The 21,124-nt window shown below is 44.3% G+C and carries 19 protein-coding genes; 8 read left to right on the top strand and 11 right to left on the bottom strand.

Annotated features, from left to right (window positions below):
* Nucleotides 1–2: 2 nt before the first annotated feature.
* The 4 genes from Xsze_RS08780 to Xsze_RS08765 all read right to left on the bottom strand — a co-directional run bounded on the left by Xsze_RS08780 (nt 3) and on the right by Xsze_RS08765 (nt 4,490).
* On the bottom strand, nt 3–947 hold the full coding sequence (locus Xsze_RS08780) for a flavin reductase family protein (protein WP_038241968.1): 945 nt from the start codon (nt 945–947) through the stop codon (nt 3–5).
* A 239-nt stretch (nt 948–1,186) separates the two neighbouring features.
* Nucleotides 1,187–2,155 carry a methyltransferase gene (locus Xsze_RS08775; protein WP_038241970.1) on the bottom strand — a complete coding sequence of 323 codons (969 nt, stop codon included), beginning with the start codon at nt 2,153–2,155 and terminating at the stop codon, nt 1,187–1,189.
* Between the two features lie 575 nt (nt 2,156–2,730).
* Complete coding sequence (locus Xsze_RS08770; RefSeq protein WP_038241971.1) at nt 2,731–3,132, bottom strand: hypothetical protein; 402 nt, start codon at nt 3,130–3,132, stop codon at nt 2,731–2,733.
* The gene (locus tag Xsze_RS08765; protein ID WP_038241972.1) at nt 3,129–4,490 is read right to left on the bottom strand and encodes an MFS transporter; all 1,362 of its coding nucleotides are present in this window, start codon (nt 4,488–4,490) and stop codon (nt 3,129–3,131) included. The genes Xsze_RS08770 and Xsze_RS08765 overlap by 4 nt, the downstream gene beginning before the upstream one ends.
* 90 nt (nt 4,491–4,580) lie before the next feature.
* Here Xsze_RS08765 and Xsze_RS08760 point away from each other — a divergent pair, with 90 nt between their 5' ends.
* The 3 genes from Xsze_RS08760 to Xsze_RS08750 all read left to right on the top strand — a co-directional run bounded on the left by Xsze_RS08760 (nt 4,581) and on the right by Xsze_RS08750 (nt 7,182).
* A complete protein-coding gene (locus Xsze_RS08760; protein ID WP_038241973.1) occupies nt 4,581–5,471 on the top strand; it encodes a LysR family transcriptional regulator in 891 nt (296 codons plus the stop codon).
* 264 nt (nt 5,472–5,735) lie between these two features.
* Entirely contained in the window at nt 5,736–6,611 is an 876-nt protein-coding gene (locus Xsze_RS08755; protein WP_038241974.1) for a lipase family protein, read from the top strand.
* 103 nt (nt 6,612–6,714) lie between these two features.
* Nucleotides 6,715–7,182, top strand: coding sequence for a hypothetical protein (locus Xsze_RS08750; RefSeq protein ID WP_038241975.1), 468 nt, complete (start codon nt 6,715–6,717; stop codon nt 7,180–7,182).
* A gap of 115 nt (nt 7,183–7,297) precedes the next feature.
* Here the strand turns inward: Xsze_RS08750 and Xsze_RS08745 are convergent, their stop codons facing one another.
* From Xsze_RS08745 to galE, 4 genes are read right to left on the bottom strand one after another with little or no spacing between them, the layout of a single operon-like run.
* A complete protein-coding gene (locus Xsze_RS08745; protein WP_244431882.1) occupies nt 7,298–7,987 on the bottom strand; it encodes an O-methyltransferase in 690 nt (229 codons plus the stop codon).
* A gap of 54 nt (nt 7,988–8,041) precedes the next feature.
* Nucleotides 8,042–9,208 (bottom strand): galactokinase, encoded by a 1,167-nt coding sequence (gene galK / locus Xsze_RS08740; RefSeq protein WP_038242067.1) that lies wholly within the window; start codon nt 9,206–9,208, stop codon nt 8,042–8,044.
* A 38-nt stretch (nt 9,209–9,246) separates the two neighbouring features.
* Nucleotides 9,247–10,353: a UDP-glucose--hexose-1-phosphate uridylyltransferase gene (locus Xsze_RS08735; RefSeq protein WP_038241976.1), complete on the bottom strand. Its 1,107-nt coding sequence runs from the start codon at nt 10,351–10,353 to the stop codon at nt 9,247–9,249.
* Nucleotides 10,354–10,411: 58 nt separating this feature from the next.
* Nucleotides 10,412–11,434: a UDP-glucose 4-epimerase GalE gene (gene galE, locus Xsze_RS08730; protein WP_038241978.1), complete on the bottom strand. Its 1,023-nt coding sequence runs from the start codon at nt 11,432–11,434 to the stop codon at nt 10,412–10,414.
* Nucleotides 11,435–11,868: 434 nt separating this feature from the next.
* Here galE and cynS point away from each other — a divergent pair, with 434 nt between their 5' ends.
* Together cynS and Xsze_RS08720 are read left to right on the top strand one after the other, a co-directional pair.
* The gene (cynS, locus tag Xsze_RS08725) at nt 11,869–12,339 is read left to right on the top strand and encodes a cyanase (protein WP_038241979.1); all 471 of its coding nucleotides are present in this window, start codon (nt 11,869–11,871) and stop codon (nt 12,337–12,339) included.
* A 219-nt stretch (nt 12,340–12,558) separates the two neighbouring features.
* Complete coding sequence (locus tag Xsze_RS08720) at nt 12,559–13,281, top strand: 4'-phosphopantetheinyl transferase family protein (RefSeq protein WP_244431883.1); 723 nt, start codon at nt 12,559–12,561, stop codon at nt 13,279–13,281.
* Between the two features lie 151 nt (nt 13,282–13,432).
* Here the strand turns inward: Xsze_RS08720 and speB are convergent, their stop codons facing one another.
* Both speB and speA read right to left on the bottom strand, forming a co-directional pair.
* Nucleotides 13,433–14,359: an agmatinase gene (speB, locus tag Xsze_RS08715; RefSeq protein WP_038241982.1), complete on the bottom strand. Its 927-nt coding sequence runs from the start codon at nt 14,357–14,359 to the stop codon at nt 13,433–13,435.
* 92 nt (nt 14,360–14,451) lie between these two features.
* Complete coding sequence (speA, locus tag Xsze_RS08710) at nt 14,452–16,356, bottom strand: biosynthetic arginine decarboxylase (RefSeq protein ID WP_038241985.1); 1,905 nt, start codon at nt 16,354–16,356, stop codon at nt 14,452–14,454.
* A gap of 672 nt (nt 16,357–17,028) precedes the next feature.
* Between speA and metK the strand changes: the two genes are divergently transcribed.
* Both metK and Xsze_RS08700 read left to right on the top strand, forming a co-directional pair.
* A complete protein-coding gene (gene metK, locus Xsze_RS08705; RefSeq protein WP_038241987.1) occupies nt 17,029–18,183 on the top strand; it encodes a methionine adenosyltransferase in 1,155 nt (384 codons plus the stop codon).
* A 118-nt stretch (nt 18,184–18,301) separates the two neighbouring features.
* Nucleotides 18,302–18,802 (top strand): SprT family zinc-dependent metalloprotease, encoded by a 501-nt coding sequence (locus Xsze_RS08700; protein WP_038241990.1) that lies wholly within the window; start codon nt 18,302–18,304, stop codon nt 18,800–18,802.
* 54 nt (nt 18,803–18,856) lie between these two features.
* Here the strand turns inward: Xsze_RS08700 and Xsze_RS08695 are convergent, their stop codons facing one another.
* On the bottom strand, nt 18,857–19,207 hold the full coding sequence (locus tag Xsze_RS08695) for a DUF6694 family lipoprotein (protein WP_038241994.1): 351 nt from the start codon (nt 19,205–19,207) through the stop codon (nt 18,857–18,859).
* A 425-nt stretch (nt 19,208–19,632) separates the two neighbouring features.
* On the opposite strand from Xsze_RS08695, the gene Xsze_RS08690 reads away from it, so the two are divergent.
* The gene (locus Xsze_RS08690) at nt 19,633–21,114 is read left to right on the top strand and encodes an aldehyde dehydrogenase family protein (protein WP_038241995.1); all 1,482 of its coding nucleotides are present in this window, start codon (nt 19,633–19,635) and stop codon (nt 21,112–21,114) included.
* Nucleotides 21,115–21,124 lie beyond the last annotated feature (10 nt).

The raw sequence follows: 21,124 nt of genomic DNA, 5'->3' as shown, positions 1-21,124 counted from the left end.
ACTCACAACTCTAGTTTAAGAAAGCATCCCTTTGCGTGAGAAACACAGGGATAGATGATTCCGCTAGTGGCCGCTTCTTGCGGTGTCATGATGAAATCGCGGTGTTCCACGTCGCCTTCGATTACTTTTAATGCACACACGCCGCATTCGCCCCGCCGACAATCATACAAAGGCTCCAGCCCCGCTGATTCCAAGGCATCCAGCAGTGATTGCCCTGCTGCTACCTGCAAGCGGATACCTGATTCTGCTGCCTCTACTTCATAACCTTCTTCAGTCGTATCTGCCTTTGTGAATGGCGTTGTAAAAAGTTCAAATGCAATGTGTTGTCGCGGAAACTGATAATCATCGCAGTAATCCAGCACAGCACTGAGCAGGCGCTCAGAACCACACACATGCAGTCGATCATCAGGCTGCAAAGTTCCCAATAATTCGGCAAGGTCGCATTTTTGGCCTTCTGAGCTGTGCAGATGAAAAGATGAACCTGCGAGATTTGTCAGTTCTGTGGCATAAACAGCCTGTGCCCGTGACTCGGTGAAATAGTGGCATTCAGGGTGCTTGCCCATGACAATGAGACGCGCCACGATGCCAGTAATGGGCGTCACTCCAATGCCGCCGGCAATCACCACATCCCGCCCTTCTGCTGGTGCAATAAGTTGCGGGAAGTGATTAAAAGGTCCTTCAAGACTGACCTTGTCTCCTTGCTTCAGGCTTTGCAGATACTGGCTGCTGGCAGCCGCCATATTCAATTTAATGGCGAACGTCAATGCGGTTGCTGGTGCAGTAAACATGACACAAGAATAACGGCGTGCCCCGATCTCGCCGGGCATCAGCCAGCGGAAGTGGCTGCCGGGCGTTAATGCTGCGAGCTCCCACGCTGGCGTCGCCAGCGTGAATTCTCGGATGGTGTCACTGAGAGTTCGAATATTGCTTATCGGATACTGCTTCATATGTTATTCCACCATGGCTGTTTCATGCGTTAGCACCAGCTGCCCTGCGTGGATATTCATGATGAGCAGTTCGAGCGCAGTATGAGGAGCAATTAATTCTTTTTCTGATTCTGCTCGCATAGAGACTCCATTTATTGACTAATTTTTTGAACCGCCGTGCAGCTCCAGTGCGGCAATAACAACACGGCAGTCACTTCTGAAAAATTCATTTTCCCATTTCAATTATTTTCTTATTTCAATCATTTTCTCATTTCAATAATATATTCGCTGCCATATACCGTAGAGAAATTCAGGTTGTAGATATTTGTGACAGAAAACCCGGCCTGGGTTGCCACAAATTCAAATTCTGTCTGATACCGTTTACGCCCTAATAACAGGGTATCTATATATAAATCAAATGACCCTTCGTCATCGGGTTCTTTAATCATATCAATAATATATAAAACGGAATTATCCCCCATTGCTTTATGGCAATTTTTGAGGATCTCAATGACTTGATTATCTGGCCAATCATGCAAAACATTCTTTATGCAATAAGCATCATACCCTGTTGGAACATTCGAAAAGAAGTTGCCATTGATAAGCGTAATTTCTTCCGATTCCTGTCTGGAAAAATCATATTGATCCATAACATGACACTGAATATGTGGATAATGTTCTTTTATACTTTTTGCAAAAGTACCTACCCCGCCCCCGATGTCAATTAATGAGGAAATACCATCCAGCGGGAGGTGTTCAATAATGCTTTTGTTCATTCTATCGGTCGACTTTGCCATTAAATCATCAAAAGTTTTTTTAATCTTTTTATTACTCTCCTGATTGAGATAATCAAAAAATGGCTCATGATGCGTCAGTTCAAAAGCCGATTTGTCATTTGTTTTACTTAAGGAAATGCCATATTGTGACCAGGCGTTCCAGAAGACGGGGTCTAATTCAAACTTGATATATAACGTTTCAAAACTGTTTGGATCACTGAGTGATGCCCATTCTTCCGTCAGATAAAACTGATTATCTTTTTCTGTTAACACATTGAGTTTCTGCATATAACTCAATAAGCGATGGAATCTATCCTGATAAACATGACATAGCTGGGCAAGTTCCTCCACGGTTTTACCATCTTGGGTACTTAAATGTAATGGGGCTTTGCTGTTTACAAAAGCAAATAGTGCATTAGATTTACGATAAGCAGTAACCATTTCCAATGACATCATTATTTCCTTTATTTAAATTTTACCAATAGATCGGATTCAATTAATTTTTAAATCCGTGGATTTAAAGAAATTGATTCAATAAACGCATTACCGTTTCAATTTTTACCGGAAAACTAGTTTCTTTATTTTCAGAATACATGATTAACGGTAGCAATCAGCACTCGTCAGGTTGCACCAAGTAAAAACATTGACGGCACTCCAATCATTACCGTAAACATTCATCTTATCCCTATTAAATTTAATTCAGACGACGATCATCATATTGAATATGTTCCTAATACCTGTCGATAATATTTTATTAAAATTGATTTTCATAAAATGATAATATGGTACCAAAAAAAGATAATGGTCATTAAACCAAATTTAATTTGGTCAATGATTAAGAAATTCTTATTAAAATAACAATATTCAAGTTTATTTTTTTACAAAAAAGAAACGACCAGCCAACCCAAAATCATTCCACTTCATTCAAAATGAAAATAATATTTTTATTCCAGATATCATGGGAGCTCGGGCTGCTCCCTTATTTTTATGATATCAATGACCGAAGCTTACTCTTACTGCTTCATTTTCTATTCCACAATCGCAGTTTCATGCAGGTAACGCCAAAGAGGTTTCCCTTCATGAATATCAATGATGACCAAAGACCAACGAATCAGTGATGTTCCTTCGTTATGCTGGGTTTCGCGATAGCGACATATTACGCTTTCTGCACTTTCGGCCAACGTTTCGCAGGCATCAATATTAATGCGCAGTTGAGGCCGGGCACCGATGTTATTGCTAAACAGGTTTTCCACGCCGGCGAAACCAATGTCCTGACCTGCCATTGTCACCATCCTGAAATCAGGAGTAAAACTGTTCAATAGTTTTTCCAGTGCAGATGGATAATCCGCATGGCCGGTAAACACCTTTTCTATCCATTGGGGAAGCTCGATCACACTGCGATGAGCAATGATTTCTTTTTCTGATTTCATAGGGACTCCGTTTGTTGATTCATTTTTTGATTAAGTTGCATGAGCCTTAGCAGGGGCAATAGTCCTAGCACCGCAGCGATAAGAAAGGTGTAATGATAAGCCGATGTCGTGGTGGTCTGATGCTGCAACAAATTAAACATCAGAGTAAACGCCGCAGCACCGACACTGAATGACATCTGGCGATTCAGGTTCCAGACTGTACTGGCGCGCGCCAGATGTTCACCGTCAAAATCCAGCATCGCTGTGGTTTGCGCGGTATTGGTCGTAATGCCTCCTCCCGTCCCCATCAGCAGGTAAGCAATGAGCAGCAATGGCAGTTCATGTGTGATGCCCACCAGCGCAAGCAAAGCAATACCGATGGCATGCAGTGTCAGGCCAATGAAAAACAGCCGCGTGGAACCAATGCGATTATAGAAACGCCCGCAAGCCATCATGGCAAAGAACGCTCCCCCCGCAAACAGCACCATCAATAGCCCAGTCTCACTGGCAGCCCAACCGAGCACCTGCTGTAGAAAGAAAATGTTGAGCAGATTCACGCCGGAAAAAACACCCGGTACAGCGTAGTAAACCAAAATAGAGAAACTCATGCGGGGATTGCTCAATACATCCAAATCGAGTATCGGATAGGCTGCACGACGCGCGTGTCTGACATAAAACAGGCTAAAGACAATGCCGGCCCCGGCCAGAGTGAGAGGCAACCAATGGCTGGCAGCACTGGCATACAGCGACATGGCAACCAGTAGCGCAGCAAGTGCTGAACTCACCAGCAATAGCCCCGTGAGATCGGGTCGGCGCGCAGTGGTTTTTTCCGATTTGATCCACCAAACCGCCAATATCGCCGTAATCAGGCTGAAAGGAATATTACAGAGAAAAACCCAGCGCCAGGAAAAGTGATCAACAATGACCCCGCCAACCCCCGGTGAAACGGCCGGCGCAATCAACGCGACAGCCATTATCAGTGTCGATATTTTGGCCCGTTCATTTTTTTTAAACAGTCCAAACGTCAGCGCCTGACCTACCGGGATCAGCAGGCCACCTCCTATCCCCTGAATAAACCGGAACAGGATCAACGAGGCAAAATCACTGGAAAGACCTGACAGTATGGTAGCTACCGTAAATATTGCCATGGAAGCCGCCATCGTCAATCTGGCGCCAAAATGACTCGCAAGCCAAGTACTGAGTGGAATAATCAGCGTCAGTCCCAGAATATAGCTGTTTGCTACCCAGGCGACACTGGATTCAGTAATATTCAGTTCGCGAGAAATATCAGGCAATGCAATGGCTGACATAAAAATATTTATGCAATCAATGAAAAAACCCGCTAAAAAAATCAGGGCAATACGATAGCGATATGTCATTTTCACCTCCTAATCAAAGTCTAATTTGGCTTGACCGGTAGTGTCGATTAATTTAAATTAAATTCGTTGTTTACTAATATTTAACAATTTATGTTTTTTAATTACTTAAACAGAGTTCAGACTTTTATCGCGGTCGTAGACTGTGGCTCATTCACCCGTGCAGCTGAACGGTTGTTCATCAGCAAAGCGATGGCCAGCATTCATGTCAAATCGCTGGAGGAAGTATTGAATGTGCCGCTGCTTATCCGCAACACGCGGGGCATTACACTGACAGAAGCGGGTGAAGTGCTGTACAACGACTTTCAGGAAATATTTGCGAATATTCAGACCTCCATTGAAAACATTTCTGAAAGCCATCATTCTTTGTCCGGAACCCTGAGCATTACCTCCACGGCGGAATTTGGCGAGCAATTTTTAATGCCATTAATCGGTGAGTTTTGTAAACTTCACCCGCGCTTAGATATCAACTATTACGCTGATTCATCATTAAATGATTTAATTTCAGACAGGCTTGATCTGGCTATTCGTCTGGGAACCTTACGTAACTCGGCGTTAAAAAGCAGAAAGCTCGGCAATTATTCCGTTATCATGGTCGCCTCATCAGAGTGGCTCAAAAACAATTCAATTCAGTCGCTTAACGATTTGAATTCTGCCCCGTGGATTGCCAACAGTAACTTACCGATGCCAACACAGTGGGCATTGCACAACGATAAACACGGAACATTTGATCTTCGTGCCGTAGCACGGTTTCATTCGAACTCAGCCTTATCCATTAAGGCAATGGTTCGGGCCGGACTGGGCATTTCCATTTTGCCGGAGTGGTTAGTGAAAACAGAAATAGCAAAAGGTGAGCTGATCCAGCTATTTCCCGATTACACCCTGCCAAAGCAAGACATCACCATCGTTTTTGTCGGTGATCACCGCATTCGCCTGAAATGCCGGGTTTTTATCGATTATCTGATGCAGAATTTACATCTTTAATCCGCTGGGTGACGGAGAACCCAGCCCTCGGCAAACCTGTCAACACATCTCACCAATATCATCGGTTGCACTGTCTTATCGTTATCCCGCAAAAGACAGGCTCCTAATCTATACTTGATTCTGACTATAACGCCATAAATCAGACACACTTCAAATAATCATAGATAATGATTGTCACTACTTTAAACAAAACTGAGGTTAACTGGATGAAAAAAACGTCAATCTTGTTCAGGCTGGAACTGCTGAAATAAAAAAGGGGGCAAGATGTATACATACCAACAAGCTGCCAACTTTGCTGCATTAGTGTTGTATGCAGCTGAGATGAATGTTCAATATTACAATAACCCCACCCCTCCTGCTGACCTGCGCATTAATGAAGATGGATGGGAAGTGATAGCATACATTTCGGCCGATGATACCTCCTTCTCAGTAGAACCCCGCAAAAAAGAAGGACTACCGGAACATGTCTGCTATGGCTATGTCGCCAAAAAACATCAGTTACAGAACGCATTACTGAACCAATATGTTGTTGCCATACGGGGAACCGATCCAAGCATCCTGCTGGAAGATATTCATGACGGCCTGATTGGCCATACTTCACCATGGCCCAACTATCCGGCAATAGCGATTAGCTGGGGATTTTTCAGCATTTATGACTCGATGAAATTAATCCCTGTGAATCCCATATTTCCCGATAATTACAGTAATCTCAAACTGGCAGAAGCAATCACTCAATTGGTGGGCGCTAATAGCCGGTGTACAATCACAGCTCACAGTCTTGGTGCAGCTCTTGCTTCCTATCTCATGTATGAAATTGGCCCCGTGTCCCCTCACTATTCAGCCTGTTTATTTGCTTGCCCCAGACCAGGAAATAGTGAGTTTTCCCAACACCTTACCCAGAATTTCAGTCACTTCTCTGTATTCAATTATGTAGATGATATTATTCCTAAACTTCCCCCTGAAACATTGGCATATTCATCATTGGCGAACATTCAAGAATTTGAATCTCAAACCCAGATCGACATCTCAGATGGCCCACTATGCAGCCACTATTTAATCAATTACATTGCCAGATTGGATTTTGAAGTATTCAAAAGGGTCATCAAAAATGATGACATTGATTCTTGTATCAATTTATAACCAACAAAAGACGATGCGCAGACTAAGTCCGATAACTTGATTTTTTTGCTGACCGCTGCAATACCTATTTCATGTTAGATACTTACCAACAAGGGAACAAAATATGAAATTACGTGGTTACACATATGGTGCAATGCTATTGGCTGGCAGCCTTTTTACGTCAACGTCATGGGCCAAAGGCGAAGCTCATTTGTTATTCCACATGGGCTTGGGCGCCAATGGGAAATTCTTCGTCGGAGGGACGTTGCAAAACAAAGGTGATGCACCTGTAGCAGGAGGCTATCTGGCGATATTGTCCCTCAGCGCTAAATGTCAGCCCGGTAAATTAAGCGTACATTCATTTGAGCCTTTGGCACCAGGGGAAAAGAAAGAATTTCGTGTCCCGATGGAGTCACCACTGAGCGGTTATCGTTTAATGGGTTTTGGGGCTTATGATGATATGGGCTTTCCCCTTCCCGCCATAGATGAAACAGCAGAAATCATTAAAAAACGGAGAGCGGAAGAACGTAAGGCGTGCCTATCTGCACGTTCCCCAGCATCAGAAAACAAGTCAGAAAAACCCAAATCGTAAATAAATTTCCTTTTCGGTTATCAATAGTTTTATATCCTCAAAGGGTGGTTTACAAAAAGCAAACCACCCTTTTTGTAAACCACCGTTTTCTGAAATTTAAAATTTATTTGGCAAATTATTTATTCGTATTTATCCGCAATAAAGCAAAACCATCCCAACCTTTTTTGCCTACCATTTGTAAGGCTGTCACAGTGATTTCCGGACGTTTAAGCATGGATTCCAACGCCTGACATATACCGTCTGTAGATTTATCACGCTGTTCATGCAAAATAGCCCCCTCGCGGATCACATTATCGATGATGATAATGCTTCCCGGCCTTCCCAGCCTGATGGACCAGTCCAGATAGAGCAAGCTGCTTTCCTTATCAGCATCAATAAAAATCAAATCGAAGGGTTCTTCTTCCGCCAACGTTGGCAATGTTTTGCTCGCATCTCCCACGATGATTCTGATTTTGTGATCAAGTTGTGCCCTTTCAATATTATGCAGGGCCACCTTAGCGACTTCCGGCTCTTTTTCTAAGGTGATCAGCAAGCCATCGTCAGGCAATGCAGCGGCCATACATTGAGAACTATATCCCCCCAATGTGCCAAATTCCAAAATGCGTTTTGCACCGCTGATTTGCACCATCATATGCAAAAACTGCCCTTGCAACGGGGAAACATCAATGGCCGGCAGCCCTTGGCTGGTGTTGTATTCAAGTGTTTTATCAAGATTAGGGGATGGATGTAACAGTACTTTTTCAAGATAGTCATCAACGTTTGACCACTGTTGCTGAAACGCTATTTGCTGTAGGCTTGAATTCACAACATACTCCTTTCATCATGGTTAATATCAGGTTTTATATTGGAAAGACAAAATTCAGAAAGTAAGGGGGGAGGCAGGACACATTCCATTGACAGCCTGACAGTGATAAACCGTCGCATTCAAGCCTGTTTTTGCTTCATATTGGTGCTCAATGGCTCGTTTTACACTTTCCACTAAATCAGGGGGAAACAGTGCCACGACACAACCACCAAAACCACCGCCAGTCATCCGAACTCCACCATACTCACCAATCACGTTTTTTACAATCGTCACCAACACATTCACTTCATGCACCGTAATGTCGAAATCATCCCGCATGGAAATATGAGACTCCGCCATAAGCTGCCCCAAATGCAACAAGTTTCCCGCCCTCAAAGCATCAGCGGCTGCCAAGGTACGCAAATTTTCGGTAATCACATGACGGGCACGTTTGGCAAGTAACGGATTAAGCTGCGCCTGCCTGACACTAAACTCATCAAAGGAAACATCGCGCAATGCTGTCACACCGAAAAAACAAGCGGCTTCTTCACACTGTTGCCGGCGCGTGTTGTATTCACTGCCTGCCAGTTTTCTGGGTTTATTGGAATTAATGATCATCACTGCCATGTTATCCGGCATCGGTATTGCCTGCGTTTCCAGTGAGCGGCAATCAATCAGCAGGGCATGTTTTTCTGTGCCACAGGCCGAAATTAATTGATCCATGATGCCGGAATGACAACCGACAAACCGGTTTTCCGATTGCTGCCCATGCAATGCAATTGTTTTGGCACTGATATTGAGTTGATACAAGGCGTTAATTGTTTGGCCTATAACGACTTCCAGCGATGCTGACGAACTCAATCCTGCACCTTGTGGAATATTGCCGCTGACCGCGATATCCATCCCCTTGAAAGCATAACCGCCATCTGCCAGAGACTTGACTACGCCCCGAATATAATTTGCCCACATTTTCCCCGACTGAAAAAGTACCGGTTCAGAGAGATCAAATTCATCACATTCGTTGTGATAATCAACGGCAATAATCCGGATCTTGGTATCTTCACGCCTGGCGGCGCCAACAACCGTGTAATAACTGATTGCACAAGGCAAAACAAAACCATCGTTATAATCCGTATGTTCACCGATTAAATTCACTCTCCCCGGCGACTGAAAAAAATGGGCAGGAGGATAATGAAAATACGCATTGAAAGATCTTGCTACCTTTTGAATTAATGCTTCAATCACAATACCTTCCCTCAATAAGCGGGCTGTATCAAGCATCAGCGCGCGTTGAAACGGATATCACTCACACTGCACAATTGCCTTGCTGCCTGTTCTGGCGTCAAATCACGCTGGAGTTCAGCCAACATTTCATAGCCTACGGCAAATTTACGGACAGTGGCGGAACGCAATAGCGGCGGATAAAACAGCGCATGTAACTGCCAATGCTCAAGGCGATCTTCCTGAGCCTGATGATGAATATGACGTTGATGATTAAAAAAAGGTGCGAAATGCCAGCCCATTGAATACGGAAAGACACATTGGAACAGATTGTCGTATCGGCAGATCAGTTTTTTGAGGGCAATCGCCAAATCATCGCGCTGTCCTTCCGTCAGTTCATTCATGCGACGAACATGGCTTTTCGGCAATAACATCGTTTCAAACGGCCACATTGCCCAATAAGGCACAACTGCCAGCCAATGTTTTGTTTCCACCACTGTTCGGGAACCATCGTTCCGCTCAGCCTGAACATAATCCATCAATAAATTGGCCCCTTGTTGATGGTAATATTGCCGCAACAATTTATCTTTATTGGCTATCTCATCCGGCAGAAAATCACTGGCCCATATTTGCCCGTGGGGATGAGGCTGAGAACACCCCATCATCTCCCCTTTATTCTCAAAAACCTGTACCCAAATATAATGCTGCCCCAACACTTCTATCTGTTCATTCCACGTATCAATGACACGGCGGATTTGTTTCAGTGGCAACTCCGGCAATGTCTTACTGTGATCCGGAGAAAAACAGATGACGCGACAAAGGCCACTCACCGGCTCAGTCTTGAACAAAGGATTATCAGCAGGAGGCTGCCCATAGCTATTCTGTAATTTCTGTAAATCGGGCAAATCCGGCAATAAGGCAGAATAATCATTCTGGAATACGTAGATATCTTTATAATTTGGATTGATGTGACCTGAAGCCCTGATATTGCCCGGGCATAGAAAACAGTGTTCATCGTAGCTTGGCAATGTGGTGTGGAGAGGTTTTTCATTGAGCCCGCTCCACGGTCGTTTGGCTCGGTGTGGCGAAACAATGATCCATTTCCCTGTCAAAGGGTTATATCGTCTGTGTGGACAATCAACCGGATTAAATGGCATTTTTGGCATAACTGGGCGCTCTCTATCATCACCACACCAACCAACAACTTAACACATCATGGCTGTATTACTGTTTCATTTTATAGCCATCCGGATTTTGGGATTGCCAACGCCATGAATCTGCGGTCATGTCGATAATAGTGCGGCTTGCCTTCCACCCCAATTCCCGCTCAGCCTTTTCCGGGCTTGACCAGCATTCAGCGATATCTCCCGGACGGCGGGGACAAATTTCATAAGGAAGGGTTGTACCACATGCACGACTGAAAGCGTCGACCATTTCCAACACACTGGTGCCTTTTCCCGTGCCCAGATTGTAGATGTGCAGACCCGATTTCTTGCCAGCCACATTCAATGCAGCGATATGCCCGTCCGCTAAATCCATGACATGAATATAATCACGAACACCCGTTCCATCCGGCGTTGCATAATCATTTCCATAAACAGACAGTTTTTCCCGGCGCCCGACCGCCACCTGAGCAATATAAGGGACTAAATTGTTGGGAATACCTTGTGGATCTTCCCCCATTGTCCCGGAAGGATGCGCCCCCACCGGATTAAAGTAACGCAGCAATACGACAGACCAATCATTTTCTGCATAATGCAGATCAGACAAGCAACGCTCTACCATATACTTACTGGTGCCATAAGGGTTTGTGGTACTGCCGACCGGAGATTGTTCGGTCACTGGCATGACATCAGGATCACCATACACTGTCGCGGACGAACTAAAAATAATGCTTTTTACCCCCGCCTTGCTCATACTGCGTACCAGCACTAATGTTCCGTTGACGTTGTTGTCATAATATTCGATAGGCTTGGCAACCGATTCCCCAACCGCTTTCAGGCCTGCAAAATGAATGACCGACCGGATTTGGTGACGGGAAAAAATGGCATCAAGAAATGGCTCATCACGGATATCACCTTCATAAAACAGTGGCTGAACTCCTGTTAACGCTTCAATTCGAGCCAGAACCTCACGATTGGCATTACATAGGTTATCAATGATGACAGGAGTCATTCCGGCTTCAATCATTTGAACACAAGTATGACTGCCGATGTATCCCATTCCGCCTGTTACTAATATTTCCACACTGACCTCTTTTAAAAAATGATGACAATAAAATGATGGCAATAAAGAGTATATACCCAATGGATTTCAAGATGCAGCGTGATGGCTCTGGAATATCACGCGTTTTTGTCGTCCGCATCATTGCCAATCTGCCCTTGTTTTGGGGTTAAGGTCGCCTCGCCTTTCGTTTTTCTTCTGCATGATTTTTATCGTGATTTTTCTGACCGGTTTTTTGCACTAGGCGGCGTTCATTGCTCAGTATTGGTGTTATGATTGGCCTCATTCAGCCCGATGGGGATTTTTTTCGTTTAGCGATCAAACAGCTCACCCAATTCGGATTGAATGCTCTCACTGTGAGCCATTATTGGGATCAGTGAATTAGCTAAGAACCCATAAATCCGTACCTACCCATAACTCATTGATATCAATTCAACCGTAAAAAAAGAGGTATCTCCATGATTCAGTCACAAATTAACCGTGAAACCCGTCTGGCGCTGTCTGACAAAATTATCGCCATCAAGGCAAAGAAAGATCTTTCATTTGCCCAGATTGCTGATGGCACCGGTTTATCGGAAGTCTTCGTCACCGCGGCTATTCTGGGACAACACCCCCTGCCAGAAGAAGTGGCCAAGATTGTTGGCAAAAAACTGGATCTCGACAATGATGAAGTGGCGCTGCTACAGGCTATTCCTGTTCGGGGCAGCATAGAGGATCGCATTCCTACCGACCCAACGATGTATCGTTTTTACGAAATGCTGCAAGTTTACAACACTACGCTGAAAGCTCTGGTTCATGAAAAATTTGGCGATGGCATCATCAGTGCCATTGATTTCAAAGTCGATATTAAAAAGGTTACCGATCCCAATGGTGGTGAGCGCGCAGTGATTACTTTTGATGGTAAATATCTGCCGACCAAGCCATTCTGATAACAAGGTTACCAGCAACAATTGGCATATGGCCCCGGGATCGTATCATTAACCCACCATTTGAATGTTAATGCCGCTCGCCTGAGTGCGGGCTGTATCCGTTGGTTTTAAGCCACGTTAAGTTTCTGGGGAACAGTGCCAGGTTTTGTCCTGAACATCATAATAACCCGCTACCCAACAATGATAATCAGCAATAAAATTCCGATGATGAAAAAAATCATGTTTACCCAAGCCGTTGCAGTGAATGATCCTTTTTTCACCGACCTACACATAGGTTCACTGCCTGAGCACCCCGATGTTCAAATCATGCTGGCTCATTTTAATCAAGATTGCTATCGAGATAATTTGTTTGTTGAACATGGCATCTCGTTTCCGGATAAATTACAGAACGCCGTGAACAAACGGCGGGCGGAGTATCTGGCTGCGCGCTATTGCACACAGCAGGCCTTGAATAATCTGGGTTATCCTGACTTTCAAGTGATGAATGCGCCTGATCGTTCTCCCATTTGGCCTGATGACATTTGTGGCTCTATCTCCCATACCACCAACTGCACTATTGCCTTCGCCGCTCCCAATGCCAATTTCAAAATCATTGGTGCGGATATCGAACAGGAAATAAATGCAGATACCATCAAAAATGTTTCAGCCAGTATTCTCAAGGATGCTGAAATCACTTTATTGAAGAAATGCACATTGTCTTTCGAGCAGGCGTTTACACTCGCCTTCTCTATCAAAGAAAGTTTATTTAAGGCACTTTATCCCCATGTAAAACGCTTTTTTGATTTTCATGCTGCGGAGGTGACTTCAATTGACTGCAACAATCACACAGTGAACATCAGATTACTGCAAACGTTATCGGAACAGTATCGGGCAGATTCACAATTTCATGGAAAATTTGCCCTCATGCCCCACCAGCAAGTGCTGACTTACATTGTGGAGTAGCAGGCATTATCCGGAAAGAACTGTTTTTGAAACAATGAGTCTGACAGAAAAGATTTGAAAGAAAGGATTTGAAAAGAGTCGATTGAAGTAAAAAATGAATTCTGAGGCTCACCTAAAAAGCGAGCCTCGAAAAAACGATCAGATTAAGGCATCAGAGTGCTTTCTTTGACGCTTGCAAATAAAGCAATTCCAGACCAATTGTCGCGGCTGCAAGCGCGGTAATCTCAGATTGGTCATAAGCCGGAGCGACTTCCACGACGTCCATTCCGACGATATTCAATGGTTGCAGGCCACGCACGATTTTTAAAGCGCGATCTGACGTCAGGCCACCAATGACTGGCGTTCCTGTCCCCGGCGCAAATGCAGGATCAAGGCAATCAATATCAAAAGTCAGGTAGATAGGCAAATCGCCCACAATTGTTTTGATTTGCTCAACAACATCATCCACTCCGCGATCATTCACCTGACCGGCATCCAGCACGGTAAACCCATTATCCGTATCATGTTCAGTGCGAATGCCAATTTGTACCGAATGATGCGGGTCGATCAAACCTTCATTTGGTGCATGGAAAAACATCGTGCCGTGATCAAACTTACTGCCGTTCGGATAAGTATCCGTATGAGCATCAAAATGAATCAGTGCCATTTTGCCAAAATGTTTCGCGTGGGCACGCAATAACGGCAGGGTAATAAAATGGTCGCCACCAAAAGACAGCATACGCTTGCCTGATGCCAATACTTTTTCAGCGTGTTCCTGCAATTTATCGCTCATGTCTTGGGCATCACCGAAGTTAAATACCAGATCGCCACAATCCACGACATTCAGGCGCTTGCGCAAGCTAAAATTCCATGGCCAACGGCTGCTTTCCCAAGCCAAATTAGTCGACACCTGACGAATGGCGGCCGGTCCGTGGCGGCTGCCTGCACGCCCGGAAGTTGCCATATCGAAAGGCACCCCCGTGATGACCCATTCTGCATCGCTTGAATAAGGTTGAAAATTCAATGGAAAACGCAGGAAACCGAAAGCATTTGAAACCAAAGAATTATCAATTTGGTTTCCTAAGGAGCTAATACTCATGAAATATCCTCAAAGACCCTGTGCTCATCCATTCAACATGTCATGCATTCAACATGCCTGATAGAAGCGCAGGATTTATTTACGCCAGAAAACTACTCATCTTCCAAATAAGTGTAACCATACAAGCCACTTTCAAACTCTTGCAGGAACTGCTCTTGCAAGTTTTCATCCAGATCAGTTGATTTCACTTGATCACGGAAGCGGGTCAGCAACACTTTCGGCTCCAGTTTGACATATTGAAGCATATTGGCGACGGAATCACCTTCCTCACTCTGCTGGTATGTCACTTCACCCTTTTCCGATACATAAACATCTATGGCGGCGGTATCACCGAACAGGTTATGCATGTTACCCAAGATTTCTTGGTAGGCACCGATCATAAAGAAACCTATCAGTGGCGGATTATCCGGATCATAAGCTGGCATTGGCATGGTTGTCGCGACACCATCACCATCAACATAATGGTCAATCGTGCCATCAGAATCACAGGTAATGTCCAACAGAACTGCGCGGCGATCCAGTGGCTTATCCAATCCTTCAATGGGCAGGACAGGGAATAACTGATCGATGCCCCACGCATCCGGCATAGACTGAAATAACGAGAAATTCACATAGAATTTATCAGCCATTCGCTCTTGTAATTCATCAATAATCGGACGGTGGGCGCGGTTGCTTGGATCAAGATCCTGCTGAATATGGCGGCAGATGTTTAAGTACAGTTCTTCAGCCCATGCCCGCTCTGACAGGCTCAACATGCCATGGGCGTACTGGGTATGCACTTCATGCAGGTCAAACTGGCTGTCATGCAACCATTCACGCAGGGAACGGCGGTTACCGTCAGACTGCATTTCCAGCCAGGTTTCCCACAAGCTGCTCAGGGGACGTGTCGCATCTTCTGCCGGCGGTGTTGTTTCAGTAAACTCGTTGCGTTCAACGCCAATCACATTGGAAATTAAAACCGTGTGATGGGCAGTCAATGCCCGGCCGGATTCCGTAATCACGGTCGGATGAGGTAATCTATGTTCCTCACACGCATCACCAATGCCCCAAATGACATTATTCGCGTATTCATTCAGACCGTAGTTAACCGAGCACTCAGACTGAGAACGGGTTCCTTCATAATCGACGCCCAAACCACCGCCAACGTCAAAGCACTGAATGTTGACACCCAGTTTCGCCAATTCAACATAAAAGCGGGCTGATTCGCGTACACCTGTCGCCACATCACGAATATTCGCCAATTGAGAACCCAAATGGAAATGCAGCAGTTGCAGGCTATCCAATTGCCCCGCAGAACGCAGCATTTCAACCAATTGCAATACCTGCGCAGCAGCCAGGCCAAATTTTGATTTTTCACCGCCACTCGCCTGCCATTTCCCCGACCCCTGAGATGCCAGACGTGCCCGCACCCCTAAACGAGGGATCACATTCAGGCGTTTGGCTTCCTCCATCACCATTTCAATTTCAGACATCTTCTCGATGACCAGATACACTTTATGTCCCAGTTTTTCACCGATCAGTGCCAGACGAATATATTCGCGATCCTTGTAGCCATTGCAGACAATCACTGTGCCGGTCATGCCGGCATGGGCCAATACAGCCATGAGTTCTGCCTTAGAACCGGCTTCCAGCCCGACCGGTTCATTTGCATTTGCCAACGTTTCAATGACACGGCGCTGCTGATTCACCTTAATCGGGTATACCAGGAAATAATCCCCTTGGTAACCATAAGATTCACGTGCACGTTTAAAGGCAGCATTAATGGAACGCAGGCGATGTTGCAAAATCTGTGGAAAACAAAACAATGCGGGCAAACGTAACTGTTTTTTTTCTTCCTGAACTTTTTTCACCAAATCAGCGAGTTCAACTTGAGCCCCCGGTAAATCAGGATTTGGACAAACACTGACATTACCCAGATCATTGACATAGTAATAGTTGCCACCCCAGTATGCGATGTTATAGGTCTGTCGCATTTTACGAGCGATATTATCATTCATGGCAGTCTCCTTCATGGAGTTGAGGTTTGCCTTCACCTGTAAAGTCAATAACCCAAGGCACTGTTTTATCGTGCGTATCTTGCGCATTAAAAAATGTCAGGGAACAGCATGCTCTTAAATTATAGGAACGTTTAGAAGAAACTAAACAGTATACTTACTATGTGACTATATGATGCCAACTCAATATCACCTGCGTATATGTTGCAGGTAACATCGAAATGAATTCATATTAAAAAGGAAGGGACTTGATGTGAATACATCAGTGGCATAATGTGGCTGTTGGCCGTCAACAATCAGCAGATAATGGTTCATAACCCCATTCACCCCCACATGGCTTACCTTACAGCAAGCCGTTTCTCAGTTGAGAAGGCAGGACATAAACACGCCTGCAAACGCCCTGTAACTTTAAGAAAAAAACGAATTCAGTTACGCGCGCAGTTTATACCTGTAATCTGACAAAATTGCAAAATGAAATTGAAGTAAATTAAATAAGAAACCCCCCATCGTTTTTAGTACAGAAAGCTAAAATGTCACACCACAAAAGCTATTTAAAATTAAAAAGACTGGTAACATTAGCGATAGTGACTTAAAATAGCCGTCTAGATGGTAAAACATCCGCCCTGAATCAATTCGCCTTTAAACCCAAAATTATATTTAAGGTAATGAAATATAATGACTACACATCTTTTTACTTCTGAGTCTGTATCGGAAGGACATCCAGATAAAATTGCTGATCAGATTTCCGATGCTGTCCTTGATGCAATCTTAGAACAAGATCCTAAAGCGCGTGTTGCCTGCGAAACTTATGTCAAAACAGGTATGGTTATGGTTGGTGGAGAAATCACGACCAGTGCTTGGGTTGATATTGAAGAAATTACTCGTCGTACTGTACGTGAAATCGGCTATACCAGTTCAGATATGGGCTTTGATGCTAATTCATGTGCCGTCATCAGTGCGATCGGTAAACAGTCCCCAGATATCAACCAAGGTGTTGACCGTGCAGATCCTTTAGAACAAGGTGCCGGTGACCAGGGGCTGATGTTTGGTTATGCAACCAATGAAACTGATGTTCTGATGCCAGCGCCTATCACTTATGCACACCGTTTAGTCGAGCGTCAGGCTGAAGTGCGTAAAAACGGCACGCTGCCATGGTTGCGCCCTGATGCAAAAAGCCAGGTCACATTCCAGTATGATAATGGCAAAATTGTTGGCATTGATGCCGTTGTGCTTTCTACCCAGCATTCAGAAGATATTAATCAAAAAGCGCTGCAAGAAGCTGTCATGGATGAAATCATCAAGCCAGTCCTGCCAACAGAATGGCTGACCCCGATGACTAAATATTTCATCAACCCGACCGGCCGTTTCGTTATCGGTGGCCCGATGGGTGACTGTGGCCTGACTGGCCGTAAAATCATTGTCGACACATACGGTGGTATGGCACGTCATGGTGGCGGGGCATTCTCTGGTAAAGATCCTTCTAAAGTTGACCGCTCAGCGGCTTACGCTGCGCGTTACGTCGCCAAAAACATTGTTGCAGCAGGTCTGGCAGATCGCTGTGAAATCCAGGTTTCTTATGCTATCGGTGTTGCAGAGCCTACCTCTATCATGGTGGAAACATTCGGTACTGAAAAAGTGTCAACTTCAACACTGATCCAGTTAGTTCGTGAATTCTTCGATCTGCGCCCTTATGGCCTGATTAAGATGCTGGATCTGCTTCACCCAATCTACCGTGATACTGCGGCATATGGCCACTTCGGTCGTGAGCAGTTCCCATGGGAAGCAATAGATAAAGCAGACATTCTACGTGAAGCAGCAGGATTGAAATAATTCTTTGCTAACGACCAAGGCCCGCAAATTTTGCGGGTTTTTTGTTATTCCATGCGAACTTATCCGGATATCAATCAACTGTGCAACCAATGAGAGATAAGGAACCTATTCCGGCATTATGAAATCCACCAGTGTTTCCCCCTCCCTACAGCAAAACGTTATGGACACCATGCGACAAAAACTGGCACAGGCGAATCATTTTTTACAAAAAGACTTTCCTGAACCCAGTATCAGCTACCGCCAGCGAGGAACAATTGCGGGTAGTGCCCGGTTGCAGGATTGGGAAATCCGATTGAACCCAATCTTGCTGAACGAAAACAAACAAGCATTCATTGATCAGGTCATTCCCCATGAACTGGCACATTTATTGGCTTATTACCAGTTTGGCAAAGTTGCTCCGCACGGAAAAGAGTGGCGCTTCATTATGGAAAACGTGTTCAATGCCCCTGCGGAACGAACCCACCAATTTTCCGTACATTCAGTGCGCAGTCAAATATTCACTTATTGCTGTTGCTGCCAAAAACATGAGCTGACCGTCAGACAACACAACAAAGTCCTCAAGGGAAGCGTTTGCTATGTTTGTCGACAGTGTGGAGAAAAACTAAAAATAGACAAATAACAATGACTCCATTTTCAGGGAAACTGATTCACCAGAGTGATCATTATCTGTCATTCAATGAATTTTGTGTTTATTTTCTGATTTGATTCGCTCAGCGTCTTCTATTATCTGATCTGCTGTTTTCCCATGAAGGGAATGAATAAATTTCTGTTCCAACTTATCGACATTGATATGATAACTATTGCTATTTTTGTTATCTTTAAGTAAATCATCAAAATCAATACTATTAAGCATAGTGATATTCAATGCATCATCGAATTGTAATTTTTTATCCTCTGATAAAGAATCCCTGATTTTTTCAATGGTCATTTTTACTGTTATTTCATTTGACCCATCAACTCTCAATGGATTATCACATCCTGTCAACACAAATCCCAGAAAACAAATGACTAACAATTTTCTCATGATTAACCTCGGCCATTACCATTAATATAATAATAGCAGAAGTCAAATTAATAAAGTTTTCATCTCTAATTTTTTATTATTGGACAATAAATTCCTTCATTGGCTCAAAAAAAACACTCAATTATGAAACCATTAAATAGTACTGAGTAAAAACATAATAAAATAAATAAAAAAACCAAACGTATTTGTTGCTATCACAGAAAATAATATTGGCGAGCAATCGCGTTTTCAGGTTAACAGAAAAATAATTTCTCGCAGAAAATGTAAACCTGCGGGAGATATTCCTGTCAGGCATGTGCCTCATTTATTGATACTCATCTATTATATTTAGATTCATATTTATTAGATAATTAAGACTTAATCCGATAATCAATCTTGAATATATGTCCTAGCATACAAAAAAAACAAAGTACCCGGAGAATATAATGAAAATGTTACATGATATTGCCAAAGAATTGTTACCGGCTAGATCTTACAAGATGTTGATTAATGGAGAATGGATCGACAGTCTTTCTAAAAATACGATGAAAAGCTATAACCCGGCAACGGGGGAATTACTGACAGAATATGCTGCGGGCAATGCCGATGATGTCGCGCTTGCCGTTAAAGCAGCCCGAAAGGCCTTGCCTGAATGGAGCAACACTTCTCCTGCGGAAAGGCAAACTCTGTTATTGAAAATTGCCGACCGGCTGGAAGCTGAAGCAGAACGTTTTATCACGCTGGAAACACTGGATGGCGGTAAGACTCAAAAGCTGTGCCGCAATTTTGATATTCCTTTCTCTATTGATCATTTCCGTTATTTTGCAGGTGTGATCCGTGCACATTCTGACGCCTCCGATATTATCGATAAAGATACACTCAGCTTAGTAATCAGAGAACCCCTTGGGGTCGTCGGACAAATTATTCCGTGGAACTTCCCGTTGTTGATGGCCGCCTGGAAAATTGCCCCTGCCCTTGCCGCAGGCAACACCATTATCATCAATCCGGCAAGTCTGACGCCAATCACGTTACTCGAATTGGGCCGTATCCTGAATGAGGTTCTACCTGCGGGCGTTGTCAATATCGTTACAGGACGTGGCTCAGTTGTCGGTCAGGCTATTCTCGACCATGACGGCATTGACAAGGTAGCCTTTACCGGCTCAACAGAAATCGGTTACAACGTTGCCACCGCTGCGGCCAAGAGGTTGATCCCTGCGACACTGGAATTGGGGGGGAAATCTGCCAATATCGTATTCCCTGATGCCAATATGAAAAAGGCAGTAACGTATGCCGCCAATGCGATTTTGCTGAATCAGGGGCAAGCCTGTGAATCCGGCTCTCGATTATTCTTGCACCGAGATATTTACGATGAATTCCTGAAATCGCTGAAAACCGTATTTGAATCTGTCAAAGTCGGTGATCCTATGTCTGCCGAAACAGAAATGGGGAGTCAGGTCAGCGAAGAACAAATGAAAACAATTTTAGGCTATATCGACCTCGCCAAGCAGGAAGGTGCGACCGTGCTGACTGGCGGAAAACGTATAACAGGTGAGGGATATGATGATGGCTTCTTTATCCAGCCGACTATTCTGACGAATGTCACTAATAATATGCGAGTTGCACAGGAAGAAATTTTCGGTCCTGTATTATGTGTTATCCCCTTCAGCCATGAAGAAGACGTGATCGCAATGGCCAATGATTCCGAATATGGTCTTGCCGGAGCAGTCTGGACACAGGATATTAACCGGGCCTTACGTGTTTCTAAGGCTGTGAAAGCAGGCCGTATGTGGATCAATACCTACCATGAACTTCCTGCCCATGCCCCTTTCGGGGGTTATAAGAAGTCAGGGCTGGGACGTGAAACACATAAGATGATGTTAGACGCTTATTCTGAAGTGAAAAATATCTATATTAGTACTAAAGATTAGTACTGAAGAC

Source organism: Xenorhabdus szentirmaii DSM 16338 (assembly GCF_002632585.1).
Lineage (GTDB): Bacteria > Pseudomonadota > Gammaproteobacteria > Enterobacterales > Enterobacteriaceae > Xenorhabdus > Xenorhabdus szentirmaii.
The sequence above is the reverse complement of the archived record's forward strand: the minus strand, read 5'-3'. Positions and strand labels throughout refer to the sequence as shown.

Bases quoted from the DNA above. Each gene is read 5' to 3' on its own strand.
- Xsze_RS08735 (WP_038241976.1), bottom strand. From the start codon at position 10,353: ATGCCAAAAATGCCATTTAATCCGGTTGATTGTCCACACAGACGATAT.
- speB (WP_038241982.1), bottom strand. From the start codon at position 14,359: ATGAGTATTAGCTCCTTAGGAAACCAAATTGATAATTCTTTGGTTTCA.
- Xsze_RS08750 (WP_038241975.1), top strand. From the start codon at position 6,715: ATGAAATTACGTGGTTACACATATGGTGCAATGCTATTGGCTGGCAGC.
- Xsze_RS08695 (WP_038241994.1), bottom strand. From the start codon at position 19,207: ATGAGAAAATTGTTAGTCATTTGTTTTCTGGGATTTGTGTTGACAGGA.
- Xsze_RS08720 (WP_244431883.1), top strand. From the start codon at position 12,559: ATGTTTACCCAAGCCGTTGCAGTGAATGATCCTTTTTTCACCGACCTA.
- Xsze_RS08780 (WP_038241968.1), bottom strand. From the start codon at position 947: ATGAAGCAGTATCCGATAAGCAATATTCGAACTCTCAGTGACACCATC.
- speA (WP_038241985.1), bottom strand. From the start codon at position 16,356: ATGAATGATAATATCGCTCGTAAAATGCGACAGACCTATAACATCGCA.
- Xsze_RS08760 (WP_038241973.1), top strand. From the start codon at position 4,581: ATGTTTTTTAATTACTTAAACAGAGTTCAGACTTTTATCGCGGTCGTA.
- Xsze_RS08755 (WP_038241974.1), top strand. From the start codon at position 5,736: ATGTATACATACCAACAAGCTGCCAACTTTGCTGCATTAGTGTTGTAT.
- Xsze_RS08775 (WP_038241970.1), bottom strand. From the start codon at position 2,155: ATGTCATTGGAAATGGTTACTGCTTATCGTAAATCTAATGCACTATTT.
- metK (WP_038241987.1), top strand. From the start codon at position 17,029: ATGACTACACATCTTTTTACTTCTGAGTCTGTATCGGAAGGACATCCA.
- Xsze_RS08690 (WP_038241995.1), top strand. From the start codon at position 19,633: ATGAAAATGTTACATGATATTGCCAAAGAATTGTTACCGGCTAGATCT.
- Xsze_RS08765 (WP_038241972.1), bottom strand. From the start codon at position 4,490: ATGACATATCGCTATCGTATTGCCCTGATTTTTTTAGCGGGTTTTTTC.
- Xsze_RS08770 (WP_038241971.1), bottom strand. From the start codon at position 3,132: ATGAAATCAGAAAAAGAAATCATTGCTCATCGCAGTGTGATCGAGCTT.
- Xsze_RS08700 (WP_038241990.1), top strand. From the start codon at position 18,302: ATGAAATCCACCAGTGTTTCCCCCTCCCTACAGCAAAACGTTATGGAC.
- cynS (WP_038241979.1), top strand. From the start codon at position 11,869: ATGATTCAGTCACAAATTAACCGTGAAACCCGTCTGGCGCTGTCTGAC.